This is a genomic window from Paenibacillus sp. NPDC058367, from assembly GCF_042723305.1.
GTDB lineage: Bacteria > Bacillota > Bacilli > Paenibacillales > Paenibacillaceae > Paenibacillus_AQ.
On the sequence record NZ_JBHXIZ010000001.1, the window covers coordinates 898,533 to 921,397 of the forward strand.

At 44.1% G+C, this 22,865-nt stretch carries 25 protein-coding genes and 1 tRNA gene; 11 read left to right on the top strand and 15 right to left on the bottom strand.

Features of this window, described 5'->3' with window-relative positions:
- Window positions 1–67: 67 nt before the first annotated feature.
- Complete coding sequence (locus tag ACFWMP_RS04125; protein ID WP_379422115.1) at window positions 68–877, top strand: MerR family transcriptional regulator; 810 nt, start codon at window positions 68–70, stop codon at window positions 875–877.
- Between the two features lie 86 nt (window positions 878–963).
- Here ACFWMP_RS04125 and ACFWMP_RS04130 read toward each other — a convergent pair whose 3' ends face one another.
- The gene (locus ACFWMP_RS04130) at window positions 964–1,335 is read right to left on the bottom strand and encodes a hypothetical protein (RefSeq protein WP_052404237.1); all 372 of its coding nucleotides are present in this window, start codon (window positions 1,333–1,335) and stop codon (window positions 964–966) included.
- A gap of 405 nt (window positions 1,336–1,740) precedes the next feature.
- Between ACFWMP_RS04130 and ACFWMP_RS04135 the strand changes: the two genes are divergently transcribed.
- Window positions 1,741–2,751 carry a S8 family peptidase gene (locus tag ACFWMP_RS04135; protein WP_339246975.1) on the top strand — a complete coding sequence of 337 codons (1,011 nt, stop codon included), beginning with the start codon at window positions 1,741–1,743 and terminating at the stop codon, window positions 2,749–2,751.
- Here the strand turns inward: ACFWMP_RS04135 and ACFWMP_RS04140 are convergent.
- The gene (locus ACFWMP_RS04140) at window positions 2,743–3,552 is read right to left on the bottom strand and encodes a methyltransferase domain-containing protein (protein ID WP_379422118.1); all 810 of its coding nucleotides are present in this window, start codon (window positions 3,550–3,552) and stop codon (window positions 2,743–2,745) included. The genes ACFWMP_RS04135 and ACFWMP_RS04140 overlap by 9 nt on opposite strands.
- A gap of 233 nt (window positions 3,553–3,785) precedes the next feature.
- Here ACFWMP_RS04140 and ACFWMP_RS04145 point away from each other — a divergent pair, with 233 nt between their 5' ends.
- The 4 genes from ACFWMP_RS04145 to ACFWMP_RS04160 are packed head-to-tail and all read left to right on the top strand — an operon-like array spanning window position 3,786 to window position 6,300.
- Window positions 3,786–4,157, top strand: a complete 372-nt coding sequence (locus ACFWMP_RS04145; protein ID WP_042186911.1) for a GntR family transcriptional regulator — start codon at window positions 3,786–3,788, stop codon at window positions 4,155–4,157.
- Window positions 4,154–5,047, top strand: coding sequence for an ABC transporter ATP-binding protein (locus ACFWMP_RS04150; RefSeq protein ID WP_076283131.1), 894 nt, complete (start codon window positions 4,154–4,156; stop codon window positions 5,045–5,047). Before ACFWMP_RS04145 ends, ACFWMP_RS04150 begins: the two co-directional genes overlap by 4 nt.
- Window positions 5,044–5,727 (top strand): hypothetical protein, encoded by a 684-nt coding sequence (locus tag ACFWMP_RS04155; protein WP_379422121.1) that lies wholly within the window; start codon window positions 5,044–5,046, stop codon window positions 5,725–5,727. The genes ACFWMP_RS04150 and ACFWMP_RS04155 overlap by 4 nt, the downstream gene beginning before the upstream one ends.
- A 42-nt stretch (window positions 5,728–5,769) precedes the next feature.
- Complete coding sequence (locus tag ACFWMP_RS04160) at window positions 5,770–6,300, top strand: hypothetical protein (RefSeq protein ID WP_339246969.1); 531 nt, start codon at window positions 5,770–5,772, stop codon at window positions 6,298–6,300.
- 84 nt (window positions 6,301–6,384) lie between these two features.
- Here the strand turns inward: ACFWMP_RS04160 and ACFWMP_RS04165 are convergent.
- A tRNA-Leu gene (locus ACFWMP_RS04165) sits at window positions 6,385–6,468 on the bottom strand.
- Window positions 6,469–6,655: 187 nt separating this feature from the next.
- Between ACFWMP_RS04165 and ACFWMP_RS04170 the strand changes: the two genes are divergently transcribed.
- Window positions 6,656–7,102 carry a YhjD family protein gene (locus tag ACFWMP_RS04170; protein WP_042186902.1) on the top strand — a complete coding sequence of 149 codons (447 nt, stop codon included), beginning with the start codon at window positions 6,656–6,658 and terminating at the stop codon, window positions 7,100–7,102.
- Between the two features lie 74 nt (window positions 7,103–7,176).
- Here the strand turns inward: ACFWMP_RS04170 and ACFWMP_RS04175 are convergent, their stop codons facing one another.
- From ACFWMP_RS04175 to ACFWMP_RS04185, 3 genes are all read right to left on the bottom strand, one after another.
- Window positions 7,177–7,395, bottom strand: coding sequence for a hypothetical protein (locus ACFWMP_RS04175; protein ID WP_042186900.1), 219 nt, complete (start codon window positions 7,393–7,395; stop codon window positions 7,177–7,179).
- A gap of 117 nt (window positions 7,396–7,512) precedes the next feature.
- Window positions 7,513–7,830 carry a hypothetical protein gene (locus ACFWMP_RS04180; protein WP_036689410.1) on the bottom strand — a complete coding sequence of 106 codons (318 nt, stop codon included), beginning with the start codon at window positions 7,828–7,830 and terminating at the stop codon, window positions 7,513–7,515.
- 101 nt (window positions 7,831–7,931) lie between these two features.
- Complete coding sequence (locus ACFWMP_RS04185) at window positions 7,932–8,504, bottom strand: xanthine phosphoribosyltransferase (RefSeq protein ID WP_076283133.1); 573 nt, start codon at window positions 8,502–8,504, stop codon at window positions 7,932–7,934.
- Window positions 8,505–8,678: 174 nt separating this feature from the next.
- On the opposite strand from ACFWMP_RS04185, the gene ACFWMP_RS04190 reads away from it, so the two are divergent.
- Window positions 8,679–9,791, top strand: a complete 1,113-nt coding sequence (locus tag ACFWMP_RS04190) for a YkvI family membrane protein (RefSeq protein WP_042186895.1) — start codon at window positions 8,679–8,681, stop codon at window positions 9,789–9,791.
- Here the strand turns inward: ACFWMP_RS04190 and ACFWMP_RS04195 are convergent.
- The 3 genes from ACFWMP_RS04195 to ACFWMP_RS04205 are packed head-to-tail and all read right to left on the bottom strand — an operon-like array spanning window position 9,778 to window position 15,466.
- The gene (locus ACFWMP_RS04195; protein WP_379422125.1) at window positions 9,778–13,023 is read right to left on the bottom strand and encodes an AAA family ATPase; all 3,246 of its coding nucleotides are present in this window, start codon (window positions 13,021–13,023) and stop codon (window positions 9,778–9,780) included. The genes ACFWMP_RS04190 and ACFWMP_RS04195 overlap by 14 nt on opposite strands.
- Window positions 13,013–14,323, bottom strand: coding sequence for a metallophosphoesterase family protein (locus tag ACFWMP_RS04200; protein ID WP_379422127.1), 1,311 nt, complete (start codon window positions 14,321–14,323; stop codon window positions 13,013–13,015). Before ACFWMP_RS04200 ends, ACFWMP_RS04195 begins: the two co-directional genes overlap by 11 nt.
- 6 nt (window positions 14,324–14,329) lie before the next feature.
- Complete coding sequence (locus ACFWMP_RS04205) at window positions 14,330–15,466, bottom strand: glycosyltransferase family 4 protein (protein WP_042186889.1); 1,137 nt, start codon at window positions 15,464–15,466, stop codon at window positions 14,330–14,332.
- 157 nt (window positions 15,467–15,623) lie between these two features.
- On the opposite strand from ACFWMP_RS04205, the gene ACFWMP_RS04210 reads away from it, so the two are divergent.
- Window positions 15,624–17,027, top strand: coding sequence for an RsmB/NOP family class I SAM-dependent RNA methyltransferase (locus ACFWMP_RS04210; RefSeq protein WP_042186887.1), 1,404 nt, complete (start codon window positions 15,624–15,626; stop codon window positions 17,025–17,027).
- 111 nt (window positions 17,028–17,138) lie between these two features.
- A complete protein-coding gene (locus tag ACFWMP_RS04215; RefSeq protein WP_197069771.1) occupies window positions 17,139–17,234 on the top strand; it encodes a sporulation protein YjcZ in 96 nt (31 codons plus the stop codon).
- Window positions 17,235–17,304: 70 nt separating this feature from the next.
- Here ACFWMP_RS04215 and ACFWMP_RS04220 read toward each other — a convergent pair whose 3' ends face one another.
- Genes ACFWMP_RS04220 through ACFWMP_RS04230 form a run of 3 tightly spaced genes read right to left on the bottom strand, consistent with a single transcriptional unit; the run spans window position 17,305 to window position 19,517 of the window.
- On the bottom strand, window positions 17,305–17,895 hold the full coding sequence (locus tag ACFWMP_RS04220; protein WP_379422130.1) for a class I SAM-dependent methyltransferase: 591 nt from the start codon (window positions 17,893–17,895) through the stop codon (window positions 17,305–17,307).
- A gap of 15 nt (window positions 17,896–17,910) precedes the next feature.
- Window positions 17,911–18,552 (bottom strand): histidine phosphatase family protein, encoded by a 642-nt coding sequence (locus ACFWMP_RS04225; RefSeq protein ID WP_379422132.1) that lies wholly within the window; start codon window positions 18,550–18,552, stop codon window positions 17,911–17,913.
- A 26-nt stretch (window positions 18,553–18,578) separates the two neighbouring features.
- Window positions 18,579–19,517: a ketopantoate reductase family protein gene (locus ACFWMP_RS04230; protein WP_339246951.1), complete on the bottom strand. Its 939-nt coding sequence runs from the start codon at window positions 19,515–19,517 to the stop codon at window positions 18,579–18,581.
- Between the two features lie 163 nt (window positions 19,518–19,680).
- Here ACFWMP_RS04230 and ACFWMP_RS04235 point away from each other — a divergent pair, with 163 nt between their 5' ends.
- On the top strand, window positions 19,681–20,250 hold the full coding sequence (locus tag ACFWMP_RS04235) for a TetR/AcrR family transcriptional regulator (RefSeq protein WP_042186879.1): 570 nt from the start codon (window positions 19,681–19,683) through the stop codon (window positions 20,248–20,250).
- A 5-nt stretch (window positions 20,251–20,255) separates the two neighbouring features.
- On the opposite strand, the gene ACFWMP_RS04240 is transcribed toward ACFWMP_RS04235, so the two are convergent.
- Genes ACFWMP_RS04240 through ACFWMP_RS04250 form a run of 3 tightly spaced genes read right to left on the bottom strand, consistent with a single transcriptional unit; the run spans window position 20,256 to window position 22,862 of the window.
- Window positions 20,256–21,239, bottom strand: coding sequence for an ABC transporter ATP-binding protein (locus ACFWMP_RS04240; protein WP_231573419.1), 984 nt, complete (start codon window positions 21,237–21,239; stop codon window positions 20,256–20,258).
- A 22-nt stretch (window positions 21,240–21,261) separates the two neighbouring features.
- Complete coding sequence (locus ACFWMP_RS04245; protein WP_339246946.1) at window positions 21,262–22,044, bottom strand: ABC transporter permease; 783 nt, start codon at window positions 22,042–22,044, stop codon at window positions 21,262–21,264.
- Window positions 22,041–22,862, bottom strand: a complete 822-nt coding sequence (locus ACFWMP_RS04250) for an ABC transporter permease (protein ID WP_379422135.1) — start codon at window positions 22,860–22,862, stop codon at window positions 22,041–22,043. Before ACFWMP_RS04250 ends, ACFWMP_RS04245 begins: the two co-directional genes overlap by 4 nt.
- Window positions 22,863–22,865 lie beyond the last annotated feature (3 nt).

A 22,865-nucleotide genomic window follows, 5' to 3' on the forward strand; every position in this document is an offset into this window, starting at 1 on the left:
ATAAAAATCAGTACAATGAACACTATAATCTCTTGTGTAACACAAGAGTCAACGGGAGAACGATGCAATGAACAACTATTATTCTATTGGTGAAACAGCAAAACTAGCAGACACAACTATCGAAACCTTGCGGCATTATGACCGAATTCACTTGCTGAAGCCTGCTAAAGTAGATCCCTCCTCCGGTTATCGCTATTATTCAGATAAAGAGCTTATTTATCTTGATGTCATCAACTTCTGCAAAAAAAAGAATATGCCACTTCATAAGATTAAAGATGTTTTTACGAATGATAATCTTGATTATATTATTAATTTTCTTAAAACAAAGGACGATGAAATCGAACAAGAAATCAAGCAGCTGAATAAGACAAAATCACAGCTTAAAGCTTTACAAAAACAATATGAAAATCAAGCTTATTTATCCGGTGTCCCTCTATCCCCCACCCATTTTTCAACTAAGGCTTTGGGAAAAAGAGCGATCGTAAAAATCCACTCCCTACAGAAACCCAGCCTCGAAAGTTTCCATCAACTGCAGAATGCGCTAAATCAACAGCTTGAAGATGAGCCAAGAGATGCATTCGCCTTTGATCTTCGTGCAAATATTATGACTACGTTGGAGCCCAGTGAGAATCCATCTGTCTTTTTTGTAGTTTGTGAGAAGTACCCTGAACAGGCCGGCTGTATTTCAATATTACCTAAAGGAATTTATCTCTATGGTTATTGCTCGGAGGAGCAGAGAATGGAAACGATGCAGAATATCGCTGCATATGCTAAAGCCGAATATAATACGGAGATTCCATTTGTCATCCAGACAGTCATTTTCACCGGAATGTTTCAGTGGGTGTATGAGATTCAAGTATGGTTAAAATCTGCATGATCTAAAATAAGACAAATAAAACAGCACGCGGCGATATAGGATCGACACGTGCTGTTTACTACAGAATTAAAGCTGATTTGTCCAAACTAAAATCTAGCGACAAAAAATTCACGGTCTGCTGGGACGTTAAAACTCTTCAAAACTACTCCATTCTCGTCTCTTATTGTCAGCAGGTAAGGTACTGAAGTTAATGTGCTAATCGTAGGAAATCTGACCACACCGAAATCATCGAACTCAGCGTTCACAGTAGTGGTACCATTTTTTAATGTAGCGTTCCAGCCCGAAGAATCTTTAGGTGTGCTATTCGTACCTAAACTTGTAGCGAGAACCACAAATCTGTCCAATGTCTGTCTGATTCTCCGTTTCTTCCGGGTTGCAGCTGCTTTCACTCTTTTTGCCGCGAGGGCTTTGGCCGCCATAACGGCTTGCTTATTGACTGGCTTCTTAATCATTGCCATTTACTTCACCACTTTCTTTTTAGGATACGATAGTAGATGCAAGATTTGGAATGCTTGACCTCACTTTTACCTACTATTCTAGAAATGTACTTTATTCCTAGATTCATAGATTCGTACCCACTGGATCAGTGGTGCATATAATGCACTTGTGAGGTGATCCATTAATAAATGAGCCGACAATTGTGGCTAGAGCAATATAGTTCAAGAATCCATAGCGCGCTAAGAAAAAGAATTCAACACTCCCAAGTCCGTCGCGGTACGTCCGCTAAAATTCCTATCATTATCAAATTCAAACAAAAAATGACCCCAGCACAGCTGAAGTCATTAAAAAAACATTTAGAATCACACGACTTTCCTATCAAACATCATCTCCCCATACTAAATTCTGTATCATCACGAGTTTCGATGAACTGTCTGAAACAGATGTGCAGTTGGCATGGAATCGATAAAATCTATGTTGACGGAATTAAAAAAACATCACTTTATATAGCGACACCATCCATCGGTTCTACATCCGTCCAAAAGAAACAGGGACTTACCGGAAAAGGAATCAACATTGCCATTCTTGACACAGGAGTGTATAGGCACCCTGATCTGATTCAGCCCTGTAACCGTATCGTAGCTTTTAAAGATTTTATCAATCACAGAAAACTTCCCTACGACGATAACGGCCATGGGACTCATATCGCAGGGGACGCGGCAGGCAACGGATGGATGAGTAAAGGAAAATACAAAAGCCCTGCTCCAAAGGCAGGGATCGTCGGTGTTAAAGTACTCGATAAAAATGGCGACGGATATGACTCCACGATTATTAAAGGAATTGAGTGGTGTATTGCGAATCGAAAGCGACTAAAACTACGTATCCTTTCGATGTCATTAGGGGGTACGGTAAATTCAACTTGTGCTGATGACCCGCTGTGCCAAGCCGTAGAAAAAGCAATAAAGGCTGGACTCACTGTTGTGATTGCAGCTGGAAATAGCGGCCCTGGACGCAGGACGATAGAATCTCCTGGTATTAGTCCTTCTGCAATTACCGTAGGTGCAGTGGATGACCGTCGCACGCTCACACAAAAGGACGACCGGATTACCTCGTATTCAAGCCGCGGACCTGCACCGGGAGGGCGAAAGAAACCAGACCTCGTAGCTCCTGGCGAAACCATTATCTCTCTTCGTGCGCCTCATTCCAAGCTAGATCGCGAGCTTCCTTACTTGCGGATCGCTAAAAATTACTTTGTGCTGTCCGGTACCAGTGTCTCAACACCTATAGTCTCTGGTGTCATTGCTCAATTGCTGCAGAGAAATCCCTCATTAACTCCTAAGCAAGTGAAATCCATACTAAAAAAGAACACATTCTCTCTGAAACTCCCCCCTAACACAGCGGGCTCTGGTGAGATCAATGCAAGATTCTTATTGTGATTTTGCTTCCTTCTTTAAAGCTGTGATAACAGAAACTGATAACACTTCAGTAAATTTACCCGTAGGCTCCATTTCTAATAAAGAAGATTTCAAATCCGCTTCGAATCGTTCTAAGTGATCTCCAAATAAGCGCTTTGAAGCATAGGATGTGGAATACAAATTGCCAAGAATCGAATCCACCGTCCATGTCACTGAATAACTCGGTAAAATCAATCTTTCCACATCCTTAAAACTAGATCGCGCAACAATATCCTCATGCCTTTCTTTAGGATGAGTATAGATGCTGTCTCCTGCTATTCTTTCGTTACCTAACCAGCGTTTCACTACTTCATTTACCTTAAGCTGCCAAGATAATGGCTCTTGCCCTACATTAAAAGTATCAATAATTGCTAGACCGCCATTATTGTCCGAACTGTGGTATAGGATTTCAAGAATAGACGATCTATCCATCCAGTGAAACGCTTTGGCTAGAATGGTAAGTCGGAAGGGACCCCAGACGTTCTGCAACTCTTCTGCTCTACCAAGCATCCAACTAACGTTATCAACCCTATGGATTTTTGATAGACGATTAGCCTCTTCCAACATTCCACTTTCCGTATCTACACCTATCATTTCTTCAAACCAATCACTAAATCTTAGTCCCAGCTGACCCGTACCACACCCTAAATCAAGCATACGGCCTTCTCCATTAAGCGAAAACTTCTGAATTAAGAACCGAATAAGGGATGAAGGATACTGCGGTCGATATTTTGAATAGTACACTGCCGTACCTTTAAATAAATCCGGACCATATTCATTCATAGTTTCACCCTTCTCTTGTTTTCTAATAGGACAAAATCATAGCAGACATCCAACTAAAATAAAAGGCAGTTCGGTGTGAATCCGAACTGCCTTTTTATTTATGCTGATACGCCAATTCACTGGATTTGGGCTCAAAGGATCAAAAAATCCACATAGTAATGATTGACAAATAGGTCTGTTGCATATATGGTTAATTACATAACTAACTAACCAATGAACATGGCGGTGAATACATGGGAAGCTTAATGGATGATACTCGACCGATATTTATGCAGATCGCCGAACGCATAGAAAATGACATCATCGAAGAAACACTCTTGGAGGAATCACAGGTTCCTTCAACAAATCAATTTGCTGTTTTTTACCAGATCAATCCGGCGACGGCTGCGAAAGGTGTGAATTTGCTTGTCGACCAAGGAATTTTATACAAAAAGCGAGGTATCGGCATGTTTGTAGCTTCTGGAGCGCGCACAGTATTGATGGAAAAGAGAAAAGAGCAATTTTATGAGCAATATGTTGTAACTATGATCCGTGAAGCAGAGAAATTAGGAATTACGTTGGATCAATTAACGAAGATGATTCAGAGGGGAGATAATCGGTCATGAATGAAGTCGTTGAGATCAAGGGACTGACCAAGTCGTATGGAAAGGTAACCGTCATCCAAGACATTAGTTTTTCTTTAGAAAAGAATAAAATCTATGGCCTGCTTGGTAGAAATGGTGCAGGAAAAACAACGATCATGCACATGATCACAGCACAGTTATTTGCTACAAGCGGTGATTTGAAGGTGTTCGGGGAACATCCCTACGAGAATAACCGCGTACTCAATCAGATTTGCTTTATTAAGGAAAGCCAAAAGTATCCGGATACGTACCGTATTATCGATGTTCTAGAGGTATCCGAGTTATTCTTCCCTAACTTTGATCGGGACTACGCCCACTCCTTAATCAAGGACTTTAATCTCCCCTTAAAAAGAAGAATAAAGAAGCTGTCTAGAGGAATGCTCTCGGCGGTGGGCATTGTAGTAGGCCTGGCTAGCCGCGCTCCGCTGACTATTTTTGACGAACCCTATTTAGGTCTCGATGCTGTAGCAAGAAGCCTGTTTTACGATCGATTAATTGAGGATTATTCAGAATATCCGCGAACAGTTGTCTTGTCTACACACTTAATTGACGAGGTAAGCCAGCTATTAGAGCATGTCATTGTTATCGACAACGGTAAGCTGATTATCAATGAGGATGCTGAAGCTCTTCGCGGGCGGGCTGCTAAAGTTATCGGTGCGGCTGCGAAGGTCGAAGATTTAATCACCGGTAAAGAGATCATCTCTCGTGAATCCTTTGGCGGATTACTTTCTGCCACTGTTATTGGCTTAAACTCAACAGATCTATCACGTGCTGAGATGCTTGGTCTGGAGATCTCCCCGATATCTTTACAACAGTTAATTGTTCATCTTACAAACAGAAAATCCCAAGAGAAGGGAGTTGCAGTGCAATGAACCAAATGACAGGGATATTAAAAATGCACTATAAGGATAAATGGTTTTGGTTGTTTATGCCTTGGATTATATTATTATCCAGCTTTTTGGTTAATCTTGTCATAGCTTTTTTCCTGCAAGAACCAATGTATACCGGCGGCCTAGTCTCAATCTTTATTTATATGTTTGTCATAGGTATCATCATTTTAGTACAGACTTTCCCCTTTGCCTTGGGCTTAAGCCTACGGAGGATAGATTATTTCTTCGGCACATCCTTGATGGCCGTTATAACAAGTGCCGGCTTCTCACTTCTTCTGTTCCTGCTATCTATTGTGGAAACCAAATTAACATCTGGATGGGGTGTGCAGCTACATTATTTTCACCTACCATACTTGAATGATGGTACCGTCCTAGAGCAGCTGTGGATCTATTTCATGATCTTGTTGCATATGTTTTATTGGGGATTTGTTATATCCAGCATCTTCCGTAGATTTGGTAGAAGCGGCCTATTCATTTTCGCGGCAGTCATGTTTATTCTGTACAGTGTCGCTGGATTGTTAATGACATATTATCAGTGGTGGGTTGATGTATTTAATTGGTTGGCTAGCCATACCGCATTTGAACTTGCCTTGTGGAGTATGCCCTTGACGGTCTTGTACGCACTCTTATCGTTCTGGATGCTTCGGAAGTCTACAGTATAAGACTCTGCCTGGAATATTGTTAATATTTATAGGGGGTATTGTATGGATTATGTGAGGGATTACGCCATGTATGCTTCTATATTCGGTATGTTTAGTTTTAGTTGGTTTGGTTGGGCACAAGAAAACCCCAGATCCAGCTGGCGAAAATATATTGGCATAGCTTCTGGTGTATCCCTTCTCGTCTGCTTGATTGGTGTCTATTTAAGTGTGACGAACTGGGATGCTCCCTCCGTATTAAATGACAAGACCTCTTTTGATAATTATCTAATTTCTGTCTATATTGAATTATTGTTGGCTGGTGCTGGAGCTTCTATATTGATGAAATGTAAGTATAATGATTATGTTGCTCCTTGGATTGCCTTTATAGTAGGGATTCATTTTATTGGCTTAAAAAGTGTGTTTAACGATTTCAGTTTATACCTTTTAGCAGCACTTCTAGTTGCAATCTCTATCGTATCACTGTTCATATCTAAAAAACTTAAGGTCGCAAACAGTGCAATTACAGGCATTGGTGCTGGGACAGTTTTGTTCGCCTTCGCTCTATTAGGGTTAATTCGATATTTATCAATCTAGATACGAGTATGCTAAAGTTACCTTCGATTAATTATATTCACAAAAAAAGAAACTCCCTTGATTTCTCAAGGGAGTTTCTTGTGATGCGGTCGAGAGGACTCGAACCTCCACGATATTGCTACCACACGGACCTGAACCGTGCGCGTCTGCCAATTCCGCCACGACCGCACATCATAATGACTACATATCAAACTTGCGGTCACAAGATAGATCATACCATGCTGAGATTAAAGCGTCAATATATTTTCCAGCTTTTCTTATCGATCATTATTTTATGGATAATTATTGCTTTTAATTCCGAATATAAGGTATAATGAGAACAAAAGTTCGCATAATATAAATGAGGTGATTTATAATGGCGACTACGAAGTTGAAGACATCCATTGTTGATGAAGATGTTACTAAAGAAGAACTGTCCCTTGTCAGAAGCTATTTGCTGCTAACGTTTATTCATAAAGTTTTCGAGCGTGACTGCCGTGTAATCAGCAAAAGTGGTCTATTTAAGACCCCTCAGCTTTATATGGAGCTCTTGTCTGGTGCCACTAAGAAAACCTCACTAATGCTTCAAGAGGTTACGCGTGAATTGAGCTCACATGATCTGAAGATCACAACCGTTCGCCAAGATCAACGAGGAGTCGAGGCCTTGTACTCCTGTAGAGGATATCAAGGTGAGATGAATATATTATGGCCAGGATTCCGTAGAGAGATGATGCTGCGAATGCGTGCGTATCTCGGACTGTCCACAGAGCTCTCCATACTCTCCAGAGAAGAAAGTGACTCCCAGCTAGCTTTAAGTATTTAATCCGTCAGAGGCATATATGTAAGCAGAACAGCTCCCCACCCAATTTGGGTAAGGAGCTGTTTTTGCTGCGGAAACTATATATTATCAGGTTCTTTCCTTGGTTCGCTGAAGGGTTGGAATAAATAATTCCGATCTAGCTTTACTACTCGTCTATTCTGACGACGTATCATCACCTGCGAATCATCCCAAGCCAGAACAATCCCTTTTACATCATTACTTTCTATGCCGTCCCGCACCACACGAATTTTCTCGCCGGAAATTCGGTATGCATCCAATTGTTCATCGCTAATCATCATGAATTCCTCCCTCTGTATAGCTTATCCTATTTTCATCCAGAAAAAAGACCCAAATGAAAAATCATCTGGGTCTCGTATAAGTAATTGACCAATTGCATGTCTACTAAAGCATTCTTATATCAGCGCTTCATTCTTCTCGAACCAGAAATCAAGAACTTTAGCGGACATCACACGTTGCTCCAGATACTCCACTTGGTTTGTTGTGAATTTCTCCCTCCAAGGGAAGGAAAGTTCCTCACATAAACCTTTGATTGTCAGAAGTTCTGACCAAGCTACATAGCGTTTGTACCAAAAAAACTGAGGATGTTCAATCATATAGGGATACAGATCGTCGAATTCCGTGTGTTTGCAATCCAGCGCACGCTCGAAGTGATCCTTGGCCTCGGTTAATTTATCAATAAAAAATTGCTCAGTCACCGGTTCTTTCCCCATTGTGACGCCTCCTCCCTATGTCTGATTTTATTATAAAGGAAAATCTATAGGGTGAAAAGCAGTTGTTTGAAAAATAGGCCTGTTCTTATCTCAAAAACGGGTTATTCCCCAAATTCAATGGTGCCTCCGCTAAGAGAAGTAATTCTTACGAGTGACTCCAGTCGGATGCCTTGTTCTTTGATCGTCCGGGCTCCAGCCTGAAAGCTTTTTTCCACTACAACGCCAAGACCTACCAGCTCAGCGCCAGAGCGCTCGATGATCTTAATCAATCCACGTGCTGCATCACCATTAGCAATAATATCATCGATAAAGAGGATTTTATCCTCTGGAGAGATGAATTGGCGAGACAACATAATGTCGGTAACAATACCTTTCGTAAAAGAAGGAACTCTTTCACAAAGTGCGTCCGGATCTGCTAACAGTGTTTTTTTGCGACGTGCAAAAACTAACGGCACCTTTAACTCATATGCGGTGGCAAATGCCACGGCAATGCCCGAGGATTCCACGGTCACAATACGTGTAATTCCGCAGTCCGCAAACCTCCCGGCAAACTCCCGTCCCATTTCCATCGTAAGCTGCGGATCTACCTGATGATTCAACAGTGCATCCAGCTTCAGCACTTCATCCGAAACGACGACACCTTCCTCCAAAATCCGCTGTTTCAACACTTCCATGACTTTGAACCTCCAATACCCTTTATAATCGCAGACGTTCCGTACAAATGAATCACGGAAGTCATGTCCTACTGATCCTCATCATAACCTGTACTATACAGAGTGCACAAGGCAATCCTGCATAGCACACATTATGATTTTTCTTTTGTTCTTAAAACTATTAGGAGGGGAGCCATGAAATCACATGTCCGAACATTACAGATCGCATTCACTTACATTGGCACCATTGTAGGAGCCGGATTCGCCACCGGACAAGAAATATTAAAATTCTTCACTCGTTACGGACACTGGGCAGTCCTGACCATCCTGCTCTCTACTATACTGTTTATATGGCTGGGTACGAAAATGATGGTCATCGCTCGGCGCATAGAAGCAGAGTCTTATGAAGACTTTAACCGACACCTCTTCGGCGACCAAGTCGGAAGCACCATCAGTTTGTTCACGATGGTCATCTTAATCGGTGTCAACAGTATTATGCTTGCAGGCGCGGGCGCTATTTTTCAAGAGCATCTTGGATTTCATTATCAAACAGGGCTAATACTCACGCTGGTTGGTTCTTATTTTCTGCTTAAACGGGGAATTTCCGGTATTCTGCAAATGAACAGTCTGATCGTCCCATTAATGCTTACGCTGTCACTCATCATTATTTTTAATACCTTTCAAATTCCAGGAGCTCAGCGGTTCTTATTCCTAGAAACGGATCGGACAATCTTTGGCGCTTGGATGTCGCCGCTGCTCTACACCGCCTTTAATCTAGGTATGGCTCAAGCCGTATTAGTTCCCATGGCTCGACATACGGATGAAGAAAAATCTCTTGTCTGGGGCGGTATTATTGGTGGTGCCGGAATTGGCTTTATGTTGATCGCCGCACATTTCGCGATGAGCTCCCAGATGCCTGATATTCTCCAATTTGAAATCCCTATGGGCAACATCGCCATCCGGTTGGGTACTGTAGTACAAACTATATATTTGTTGCTGATCTTTTTGGAGATCTTCAGCACTTTTGTCGCTGACATTTATGGTGTCACCATGCAGCTTAAACAACGAATTCCAGTTAAACCCGCATTGATTACACCGATTCTGATGTTGGTCTGTTATTTACTGAGCCAATTTGGCTTTAGCTCTCTACTCTCCGTGTTCTACCCGATCTTCGGAGCTTTGTCGATGGTCTGGGCTGTCATGCTGCTACGTACGCCATGGTCTACTCCACCACGTAGCGATTCCTCATCGGGTTCGAGTGGAAAAGGGAACAGCCTTGTATCCATAAAACCAGTTACACGGAAATAACTGCTGCTGTTGGAATGATTCGTGCTGCCGCTTCCGCCACATGCTTGTGACAGGTCATCATCACAATCTGGCGGGAGACCGACAGTTCACCAAGCAGTGAAAGCGCAGCATGAAGACGAGCCTCGTCAAAATTGACGAATAGATCATCGAACAGCAGTGGTAACGATACTTGCCGAGACATCGTCTCTGCAAGTGCCAAGCGGATGGAAAGGTACAACTGTTCTGCCGTCCCACGGCTGAGCAGACCGCTGTCCAACAGTCCAGCATCTTTGTGTTCCGCTTTTAGTTCTTTATGACCTAGAGTCATAACTACTCTTTTGTATTCCCCTTCGGTCAGCTTGCAGAAATAGTCAGATGCAAGCAAAAGTACCTGCGGTTGCTTCTCCTGTTCATAAATACGGCGGGTTCTTCCGATTAATTCAGCAGTTAATGCTGCTACCGCATACTTATCAGCCACGATTCGCAGAGCAGCTCTCTGCTCTTCCAATTGCTGAATAACAGAGTCCTCCATACAACGCTCTTTCAAATACTCCCTTTCCTGAAGCAGCTTTCCTCGTTGCTCCAGCAGGGTGTTCCACATTTCTTCTTCCCGTTCAGCTAGCTCTTCAGCTGCCGTACGTTCCTTCTGGAGTGCTGAAGCATCATGATGATCTAATAATAACTGCAAGGCGTTAACTCGCTCATCCTCCCAGCCTCCAAACATGGCTAGCTCCCACTGGCGAATGGATTTATTCAGCTCACTACGCCGCTGTACAGCAGCCGATCTCCTTAAGAAATCCTCCCCACCTGTTGCTCCGCCTTCGTCCAACAGATGGTCACGCTGTTCTCTTAACTCACCTAATACCCTATGGCTCTCCTTAAGCTCTTCCAGAAGCTCTTGTAACCGTGACTGAATGCCTTCCCGGCGAACCAGGTCCTTTTTCAGTTCATCCCAAGCTCTTTTTCGAAGTTCCAGCCAGCTTAGTAAAGTTAGTGCAGATCGTCGCTGTCCATCGTGCGGATCCATATCAAAGCTAGTTGCCGCTACACCAGACTCGTCTAAAGGATCAGTACCTGATTCATGAATGAGAGCAAGCAGCTCCTCCTCGAACACGTTACACTCATCTTCCAGCTCTTTCAGACGTAAAGAGAGCTTATTCTCTTGGCGCAGCAGTTCGTTCCCCTGCTCCACCATAGCGAAGATATCCGGCAGCCCTTCCGGAGACAACCCTTCGGGCAATCTGCGCTCACGCAGCCATTCTTCATAGTGCTCAGCAGTTTGCGTAAAAGCCGTCTCTGCCAGGCTCATTTCTTCCGCGAGCAGCTTCTCTTGGCCTGCCAGCGTCTCCAGCTCCGTGCGGCAGGCATCCCGCTCGGCGGCATAGCGTTCAATGCGCTGCCGCCAAGCGGACCAAGCCTCCATGAGCCTGCGAAGCTCCCTCATGGAGGCTTCCAGCCCGCCTGCGTCAGGGCTGGACCCCGGGGCGGCCGATCGCCGCCCCGGCATGGCGCTCTCCGGCTCCGCCCCGGAGAGCAGCTGCCCCCGCAGCCGCAGCATCTCGGCTGCGGCTGTGCCCACGTCCCCGCCACTCCCTGGCGGGGACGCTTCCGGCCGGCGCGCTCCGCTGAGGCCGGCCCAAAGGGCCAGATCGGCCGCTCCAAGCAGGCCGATCGCGAGCACTGCGCTGACCGGCGGAGCACCGGTTAGCCACAGCGCTGTGGGCAGCAGCACGGTTAGTGCTGCCCCAGCCCACAGCAGGCGCCGGTAGAGCGCGGCCATGCGCTGCGCGCTAGGTCCGTCACTTCCGGCGCCGGGGCCGCGCTGCGGCCCTTCGCTGAGCTGTGCTTCGCGCCAGCGCTCGGCCGCCTGCTGCAGCTCGTCCCACAGCTGCAGCACTTCTCGGGCGCTGCGCGGAGCCAGCTGCGCAAAAGATTCGGCGCCGGTTGCGTGTTCACGCGCCAGCGCCCGTTCTGCTGCCTGCAGCGAAGCTGAGGCAGCGGCCAAGCGGGAACGCAGCGTCTGCCGTGCTGCGCCCTCCGCTTCCATGCGGCGATCATAACTTGCGAACGCCGCCGCAAACCTCCGTGCAGCTTCACGATCCGCCGCTGCACCCGAAAATGCAGTCAGCTCTGCCGCGCTCCAGCTGACATCAATGCCTCGCAGAATTCGCTGCAAATGCTCATTCAGCGCGGTCAATTCACCTTCTAGCCGCTGTCTTTCCGCTCGCAGGTTTTCATAGCTGCTCCGATGGCGATCCAGCCGCTCCAGGGCAGGCCCTTGCGCTGTTAACAATGCATCCGGCGGATTCTGCACCAGCTCAGCCGTAAGCTCACTTTGCAGACGTTCATAACGAGTTACTGCTCCCTGAGCATTCCGAATTTCACCTTCAAGTGCCTGATAGCGAATCGCTCCATCTTCAGGAAAGGTTGTAATCTCTGGCAGGTCCTGCAGCTCGAGCTGCGCATCGCTCCATTTTAACCACAATTCACGAATATCCTGAGCTTTGCGAAGCATCACGAGCTTGTCTCCTGTAAGCTTACGTTGTTGTTCCAGTTGATCTAGCTCAGATTCCGTAACCTTTAATGCTGCTATATTACCGTTATAACGTGGAAGATAAGAGCGGCTCTCCGCCATCTGACGCTCTAGTTTCTCAATAGCCTGAACGATTTTAGCAGCTTCCTGCAGCTTGCCCCGAGGTTTATACAGCTTCTCAGCTTCCTGTACCAATCGGCGTTCCGCCCGCATGATCGTTCCACCGCCGCCCATACCTGCGTGAAAGAGAAAGCTGCTCATCTCTTCTGATTGAAGCGCAGCAAGCTCCTGCAGTTCATCGAGAGAGACCGCGAACAATTGATGGAACATGCTCCTAGAGATACCACCAAGCAAAAGACGCTCCATTTCAGCTTGCCCTAGCTCTTGCGTTGTTCCATTCGGATGGTTAACCGTGATGTTCAGTTTCTCATTTCTTCCTGAGCCCTCACCACCAGCTGTATGGCGACGAATGGTCCACAGGGCACCATTACTATCACGTGCCTTCAGTATTCCCCCATGTAATCCGCCTTGCATAGGTTCATACCTCTCCGTAGGGTTACCACGACTTGGAATTCCAAACAGCATGGAGCGAATAAACTGTAACGTCGTGCTTTTTCCTGCTTCATTACGTCCATAGAGTATAGTAACTCCTTCCGATAGTTCAATCTCTCGGTTATGCAAACGTCCGAAGCCATGGATCTGCAAATGTTCAATTCTCATCTTCTGGAGCACCCTCCATTCCACCGAGCATGGTGATTCCCTGTTCCGCTGCACTACGAAGCCAACTTAACTTCTCCTCTTGACTTGTCACCGAGAGCAGCTGTCGCAGCTCCTGATTCTCCATGAGCGGCTTAAGCGCACTATTTATTAATTTTTCAAGCGCTTCTGCTGAATGTTCCGTTCGCTCTGTAATTCGCAGCATTTCTCCAAGAAAGCTATCCTCCTCTAATAACCGTTCACGATCAATAGCTAACCCGGATTCTACAGCGAATCCTTCCACCCAGACAAGTCCCTTATAATCTTTACGCTCAGCCCGAACCGCCTCACGGCGCTGGAGTTCAGACAGCAGATCCTCTACCGCTCCTTTTTCAGCTAATACTTTATGTACATCCCCGCGTCCGATCAGACGAAATCTGACCACTGACATCAGCTCCGGGAGTTCCTCCCTGATATCGTCAATCTCCTGCTCCACCCTTTGTATCCATTCTGCTTCATGACTCAATCCCTCAATGGACAGATCCCGTACCTGCCAGCGAACATAATCAAGCTCATGAAAATGGGGCGTGGCACTTCCAGCCTCATCAACATCCACAACATAACAACCCTTTGGTCCGGTTTCCTTAATGCTACGTCCTTGTATATTGCCCGGGTAAATAATCGCCGGTTTTTCATGCAATACACTACGTTTATGGATATGTCCAAGTGCCCAATAATCAAAACCCCGTTCGATAAGGTCCCTACGACTGCAAGGAGAATACGTCTCGTGCAGCAAATCACCGTCTACATTCCCATGCAGCATAGCAATATGAAACAGACGACTGCCAGGCTTTCGAGAAAAGGTCACTGCAGTGTTGTCCGTAACTTTCGCAGTCGGATAGGAGATTCCACTAACAATAGCCACTTCTTGACCATCTTTGCGACGGTAAGCCGAAGCGAGATCTGGCTTCTCTCCTCCAAACACGGTTACATGGCTGGGCATTTCTGTAGTCAGACGCAATCCGTCAAGTGGATCATGGTTGCCATGGATCAGAAACACGTGTATTCCTTGCTGACCCAGTTCCTTGAGTGCTTCCTGAAATCGCAGTTGACCCTGTAAGGAAGCGTCAGAAACATCGTATACATCTCCACTGATGACGATAAAATCAACATTCTCTTGGATGGCAACGCGGACAAGCCGCCCAAGGGCGGCGAAGGTTGACTCACGTAAATAAGAACGAATGGCTGGCGAAATATGCGCCAGCCCAGCAAAACGGCTATCCAGATGTAAGTCAGCAGCATGTAGAAATCGAAATGGAATCATAGCTGCTCACCCCTTCGTTCCTGAGGGATACTGTAAGTATGTCTTTTTAAGTTCATTAGCGACACGAGTCAGCGAGTACAAGCTTTTCGCTTTATCCCAAGCTGAACGAGAAAGCTCATAACGATAAGCCGGATCAGATATCACCTTCTCTAAGGCGTCAGCAAGAGCAATCTCATCATCAGGACTGACGAGCAGGCCATTCACACCATCTTCAATCTGCTCCGGTATCCCGCCTACATTCGTCCCAACTAAAGCCAAGCAGCTAAGCGCTGCTTCTGCAAACACCGATCCGAAGGCCTCCGCCCGAGAAGGCAGCACGAAAATATCAAAGAAAGGCATGAATTCTTCCGGATGGAGCGTATATCCATAAAAAATTGTTTCATTATAAATCCCTAATTGCTTAGCCATGTTTTCCAAATCCGCACGGGAAGGTCCATCTCCAATAATATGCAGTACATATTCATGGCCGCGATTTTTAAGCTCAGCACAGGCCTTGAGTAAAGTATCAATTCCTTTGGCTGGAACTAGACGAGTCACAGTCACTAGTTGTGGTACAGCGTTGTCATGCGGGACTGGCTTAAACCTTTTCTCATCAAAACCATTCGGTATTACTCCTATATTAGAAGGATCTAGAATATAAGGCGCCACATACTCTGCAAAAGCTTGCGACACAGTCATTAACCGATCACTAACATGCTCAAGTTCGCGGTATAGCGAAACTAGAAACTGATGTTCCAGCCCACCTTCAGAAATAGCTCCATTCAGAATCAGCTCTCGCTCATAACTGGAATGTAAGGTTTGAATTAACGGAGTATTTGGAAATACTTTTTTCATTGCTAAACCAGCAATTGGATGATGGGAATGGATAAGATCATATGTCTTGCTCATTCGTAGTTTAGTCCACCATAGATAATCACGGTAGGTCTGAATATATTTCTGAACGATCTGACTTTCCCCAAACTGGGTCCAATCAAAGGTCTCGAATATGACTTCTTCATGTCCCTTGTTGCGAATCCGCTTAGGTAACCAAAACAAATCCATCTCCCAGCGGCTTGAACGGAACCTTTCCTGAAGATAAGGGATCATGGATGATACACCACCGGGTTGCTCCGGCGGGAAGAAGAGCGCTTGCAGCAAATTCATATGGTACATCCCCTTTACAATTGCCTTACGTACAGTAAGACTTGGCAATTATGATATAGTTGTGTATATGTAGAATTTCAGGTACGATTACGTTCCCCATACCTTGATTTTATCGGTATAAACATGAAACAGCAACTAAGAAAAAGGAGAATGATCTATGAAGGAAGAACAGCTGCCTGCCTCTTACACCGCATATATACAAGAAATGCTGGGGCAAGAGGCAAATGCTTTTCTAGAAAGTTATTCAGCACCACGAACGCAAGGGCTTCGCTTTAATCCATTGAAAAGTATCTCGGATTCAGGTCAAGTCGCAGTAGAACGCACAGTCTCACAGTTTGATCTGAAACCTATCCCATGGTGCCCTGATGGTTATTATTATGAAGAGCCCGCTCGACCAGGCAGGCACCCTTACCATGCTGCTGGACTATATTATATTCAGGAGCCTTCCGCAATGTCCGCAGCTGAACTGCTGGCACCTAAACCCGGTGAAACCGTCCTCGACCTTGCAGCAGCCCCTGGGGGGAAAACTACGCATATCGCTGGTTTAATGCAAGGACAAGGCTTCTTAATTTCTAATGAAATCCATCCAGAGCGCGCAAAAATCCTTGCAGAGAACGTAGAACGTTTAGGCATTAAGAATACCCTCGTAACCTGTGCAACGCCAGAGCAGCTGTCTTCGCGCTTTCCACTTGCCTTTGACCGAATTATGCTAGATGCTCCTTGCTCAGGAGAAGGCATGTTTCGAAAAGATCCAAATGCCGTTCAAGAATGGTCTCCTGACCATGTGGTTATGTGTGCGGCGAGACAATGGGACATCCTGCAGGACGCCTACCTTATGCTTAAGCCTGGGGGTACTCTGGCCTATTCTACTTGCACCTTTAACCGTCAAGAGAATGAGGAGACCATTGCCCGATTGACGGATCGGTACCCCGATATGGAACTACTTACCTGCAAGCGCCTTTGGCCACATTTAGAAAAAGGCGAAGGCCACTTTGTTGCACTCCTACGTAAGCACAGTGTCACCGAAAACGATGTTAATGATGATGCCAAACGCAGCACCAGTAAACGTCGGAATAAAAACAACCCAAAAATTAATTCTTCCGTACGCGATGCGTACCAGTTATTCCAAGACTGGGCTTCGTTAGAGCTTCCTGGTTTCTCATATCAAGGCGTCCCTCTGCTGTTCGGAGAATCCCTATATTTACTGCCTGAATCCTTTAATGGCAACCTCCATACTGGGCTGCTGGATGGTTTGCGTATTCCTCGTGCCGGGCTACATATTGCCCATTTGAAGAAAAATCGGATTGAACCCGCTCACGCCCTAGCGATGGCGATTCAGCACACACAAGTAACACGTAGTTTTGATCTCAGTAGTGGGGGGCTGGAAATACATGCTTGGCTCCGGGGAGAAAGCTTACCAGTGCCGGTTGAATTACATGGATGGACACTTGTAACTTTAGATGGATTGCCGATAAGTTGGGGCAAAGCAAGTGCAGGCCAACTTAAGAATCATCTTCCTAAAGGACTTCGCATCTTAAAAGCCCATATTGACGAGCAATAGGCCATAGACCAGTACATCCAGTCCACTTTGGCATATGATGTCATTATCTCAGAAAGCTGCGACACCCGCCGTAGCAATGAGAATAAGACATACGTTAAGGAGGAATATATCATGGGTGAATTTCATGGAGGAGCCTTCACTTCAACTGGTGCGATCTTGGTACTCTTTATCTTGCTCGTAATCATTTCCCGTTCGTTGTTCGTTTAATACCATTCCGGCTAAATAGACGGTGAAATTAAAGCGGCTGTGTCGTCCTTTTTGGGGCGGTGCGGCCGCTTTATTTCTTTCCAGCATAACATTTCCATTTGCTGTTCTCGTGAATATTTACCGTTTGAAAGCCAGCTTTCCGAAATAAATGATCTATCTCTTCGTTCTTTGTATATTGTTTCATGTGATAATTAATTTTATAGACCTCAGAAATAATAACAAACGTTCCGCCTGCCTTCAGCACCCTATACACTTCACTTATATCATGTTCAAGATCGGGCCAGAAATAATGCGTCTGAATAGCCGTGATCGTCCCGATAAATCCATCATTGAACGGTAAAGCCGATACGTCTCCCTGACTAATCTTCACCCTACCTGCGGCAACAGCCTTATTGTTTTTTTGAATGGATGTCTCCACAGCTTGCTGAGAATAATCTAAGCCGTAGATTTTCTGATATTTATTATGTTTTGCAAGCGTATGTATAGTTTGACCGCCACCACAGCCTATGTCCAAAATAGGGGCGTTGTTCATCATTTCTATTTTTTTAAGCCCCCACGTTGTTATGCTGGAATGTGCCTGGTTCATGATCTTGATCATGATATTCCCCACGAATCCTCTCGGGTTCTTGGCTTGATCGATCAGTGCATTCAATAATCCCATATTTGTACCTCCCAATCAATTGGACATACCAGCAGCCTGATCACTTGATATATGTTCCGTAAGATTTTCAGCTGTAACTACCCACATATCTGCTTGATACTCTATTTTATGAATACTTGTATGTGAAGTCGGGAAATGGGCATTCTTATTGGTCCACGTTAGCCCTTTTAAAATATGATAAATAATATTAATTACGCCACCATGCGTAACCACAATTACATTTTCTTTTGGATCAGTACTCTCCAGTTCATTACATAGTTTTGAGAAACTTATATTAATTCGCGTAAAAAAATCCTGTGGGCTCTCTCCTCCTGGAAATCTCTCATCCATTCTTAATTCTGAGAAATAGAGACCCGGGTATCGTTCATTTGCAATTTCATGGGGCATTCCAGCGATTACACCATTATTCGTTTCTCTCCAAGACTGACTGCTTTCAACAGGCAAGCTAAGCGCTCTGGCGATCTCATTTGCTGTATCTAACGCACGCTGCAAATCACTGCTAAGGATACGAGTGATGTTAAAGCTAGACTGATTTTCCTTAAGATAACAACCAAGTCGTTCGGCTTGTCTATAGCCCTCTACTACAAGTCCACGTTGACTCCAACCCCCACGATAGCCTTCATCATCTATTCCATGCCGTATAAAATATATAGCCATCGGTTGTATACCTCCAAAAAAGATTGTTATACATTTGCATTAAACTTCGAGATCGCTTGTTTTTGAAGTTGATCCCAATGGGGCGTCGCAATGTTTGCTTGTTGTTTCAACTTATCAAACGAATTAAACAAAGCTGCAATTTCGCTGAAAGAACCATCTACAAATTTCATAAAGGGTAATTTATGAATTATTTTCAGACCATAGTATACACCCTGTTTATGTTTTCGAATAAAGTCTACTTGACCTGCTGGAGTGATCGTATAGTCTAGCTTCTCCATCATTTGAAACCCTTCGTCCATTACTGAAATGGCTTGTTTTAATAGCTTCTTATCTTTAGATACCTTTTTCAAATCCCCGTCATGAAGATAATTAAGGGAGTTCAAAGCCACTATAGGCACGATATGACTTTTGAGCCAAGCATCCATATCCTCATGATAAGTTAGCTTATACTTAGCGTTCTCAAACGCTTTTTCCAGTAAGTGCTTTATTGGGATCTCACCGTCAAGACTGCCAAGTACCATTTGCCCACCTGCGTGTATTTTGATAACTCGACCGCTCGCTTCACGAATTCCTGCGCTAAGCTGAAATCCAAAGAGTATATTTTTTCTTACATCGCTCATTTCCTGAAGATTCTTTTGCATTTCGTGAGCATCGCCATTATTACCCACAAGAATTATATTCTGACTCTGATTTTTAGCTAAAATAGGTAATACGGCTGGAAAATCATTGTATTTCATAACAACAAAAATAAGATCATAGTGATCATCCGGTTGAAGCTCTGAGATGACTTTTACAGAATCCATAGTGTTTTTACATTGAAAATAATGGCGAAGTACAAGACCATCTTTCGTCAATTGCTCTACACGCTTCCCTCTGGCAAGCACTGTGACATCGTTTCCCCCACGCACCAGGACATGTGCAAGATAGCTGCCTAAAACTCCCGCTCCAAAAACTAATACTTTCATGTTCAACTCCTCTATCCCTTTTTAGACATTTGTTGAATTTCGATCAACTGTTCGATAAAATCAGATTATCACATCTCCGGTAGGGTTCAATCGTTAGTTTGATCGGTTTTGTTGATTTTTCAACAAAATACAATACATTGTTTAATAAAAAGGGAGTATTACCATGGATAGAAGAATTAAAAAAAACCAAACAGCCATCATGAATGCATTAATTCAACTAATGGCTGAAAAAGATTTTGAAAAAATAACGATTAACGAAATCGCAGAGCGTGCTGATGTAAACCGCGGAACGATTTATTCCCATTATGCAGATAAATATGATCTGATGGATAAATGCCTGGCGGCTCAGCTCCAGCAACTAATCGAAAGCTGCTCCGCTGTGGAGGATGAAACCGAACCCAATCCCTCTAAGGCGTCATTACTCCGCACGCTGGAACAATTGGAGGAGAATGCTCTCTTTTATAAGACTTTATTAAGAAACAAAGCTTTGCTCTCCTTTAGAAACCAATTACAAGATATGATAAATAATCAAATCAAAACACAATTCTTAGAAAACAATTTAAACCTAGATAAGTTAAGTAAGGATATATCCGTACAATTTTTGAGTTCGGCAACTGTCGGAGTGATTGAATGGTGGTTTACCCATAGTAATCCTTGCTCTGCAAAAGAAATTACTGAAAAGTTATGGTCAATGCTAGATCTGAATCTGCAAATGATCCGTTCCCAAGCTTGACAATGTTATCCCATATCCATCTCATAAATGGAGCTGATGATCTTTTCAATTTGGATCTCCTTAATGGATATATCAAGAATCTCTACCTTTTCGCTAAGAATATGAAGAAACTCACCCATTTTACACTGCTCGGTATCGATCTCTAATTCCACTTCGTAATCCGATATTCTTTCCGATATCAGAGTCCCAGGCAGGTCAATATCTCCAATCGTTGTAGCTGCAGAAAGCCTGACCACTTTTTTAGCGCCTAGATGAAGTCGAAGTTCGGAGAACTTATCGTCATATACTTTTTTACCTTGATGAATAATTAGTACTCTTTGCACCAAACGCTCCACATCTTCCAAGTCATGTGTCGTTAGAATAAATGTGGTGCCTTCCTGATTCATTTGCTTAATGAATTCTCTGATTCTTTGTTTAGCTATAACATCCAGCCCGATCGTCGGCTCATCCAAAAAAACCACTGGCGGAGAATGAAGCATTGCCATAATAAACTCGCATTTCATTCGTTCTCCCAGTGAAAGGGTGCGCGTAGGCTTAGTGATAATATCACCAATCTCAAACATACTTACAAATCGATCTAGTCTTGTACGAAAGTCATTCGTAGGAATATCATAAATTTCCTTGTTCATATAAAAGCTATCCAAAGGAGGAATGTCCCATATTAACTGCGATTTCTGTCCGAACAGTACTCCGATTTGTTTTACATATTGATTTTTCTGCTTATGAGGGTTGTATCCTAGAACATTTATCTCTCCCGATGTGGGATAGAGAACACCTGTCAGCATTTTAATAGTCGTAGATTTCCCCGCGCCGTTTGGGCCCAAAATGCCAATGATCTCTCCTTTTCCAACACTGAACGAAAGATCTTCTACAGAGGTGATAATCGATTTTTCACGGTGAAACAGACTTTTAAATACGCTTTTTGCATCTTGTCCACGGTGATACGTTTCATATTGCTTAGTTAAATTCTTGACGGTAATAATGTCCAATGTAATTCTCCTTCATACAAATTCATCCTCCGGCACTTTTGTAACTACGAAGCATGTACGTATAGAGCCAAATTCCGAAGGCAGCAAATAACACACAAGGGATAATCGCTATAAAAAAATAGGCTTCCCATCGTCCAATCAGAGTAGATGCTGGAAAATAAGCAATCATGGAAACCGGAAAAAGAAAAGAACTTACGGCTACGACTGCTTTAGGGAAAATCGTCCCTGGATAACGCCCAAAAGACTTAATGCTCTCAAACATCTCCGGCAAGCGGGAATTCGCTACCCATTTGAAGGAAATTGCTGCCACAATAAGTGCCACGCCGAACATAACAAGCAGCCCTGCGCCAAACAACAACAGGAACAAGAACCAAGAGCCGATGGTCATCCCATCGATTCCGCTAAGTGCGTATACGAACATGACTACTCCTCCACCTAAAAGCCCGATACTTTCGAACTCAAAAGATCTGGCCAACAGCAGAAAAAGGCTCGAGGTTGGTTTAATTAATACCACTTCCAAAGTTCCTTCTACTACATGAGACATCGTATTCCACATAATTCCGTTAAAAAAAATCCCGGCACAAGCCGTAGACAAAATGAAAACAGATTGAATTAATAGTGCCTCTTTAAAGGTCCAGCCTTCAAATGAAGCATTCGAATTATAGATGAACACCGTTACTAGGGGAAACAACACATTCCCTATGAGCATGATAAGGCTATTAAGAATAAAATTAACACGATAAGTGATAGCAGAAGCAATATTCGCCTTCATGCAGGTTTTATATATTTGATACATACGTTTCATGCGCCCACCCCCGTAAAATGCTTAAGCGATACCGCATACAGCACCCGGCAGACTATTCCGGCAATAATAACGGCTACAAGCTGCAACAACAAAACTTGGGGAATAGGTAAGGTTATATCAGCTAAAGTATAGCTACCTGTATAGACCATTGCAGGCAGAAAGGTCGTATATTGAAACGGTAAGAAAAAGGAAGCCAGCTGTAAGGATTTTGGGAAAAAGACCAATGGAATCAGTGATCCTGAGAATATCCCCTCACAAAGACTGAAAAAGTTACGAATACTGGAGGATTGCACCATCCAAAAGGCCACCATTCCAATACTATAGTGGATGAAAAAATTCATCATGAACGCCATAGCTATCGATAGCATTGCGTATAGTAAATTTGCGGGTAAAACATCAATATGAAAAATAAAGAAGAAGATCATAAAACAGGGTATAAATTCAAATATAAGCCCAAGTACCCTATGCCCTGCCTTCTGAGACAATGCATAGAACATATGATTCATTGGTCTTAAAGAGAACGTAATGAATTTCCCGGTGCGAATGAGCATTTGTAAATTCCAATCGGCAAAATCCATGGTCAAGTAGTTGATCAACATCGTGGCACAAAAATAAGAGAGCATCTGAGAGAGCGACATCCCGTTAATAGAGGATTCTCCACTATAAACAGCGCTCCATATGTAATACTGCACCAAAAAATATACCGGGCCTACAAAAATAGAAACCATCGAATGCGTTCTGTACGCACTCCATTCCTTATAAGTAACAAAAGCAACCGCTCTCATAACGCGAAAGCGGTGCTTTATCTTCTCAAACATAAG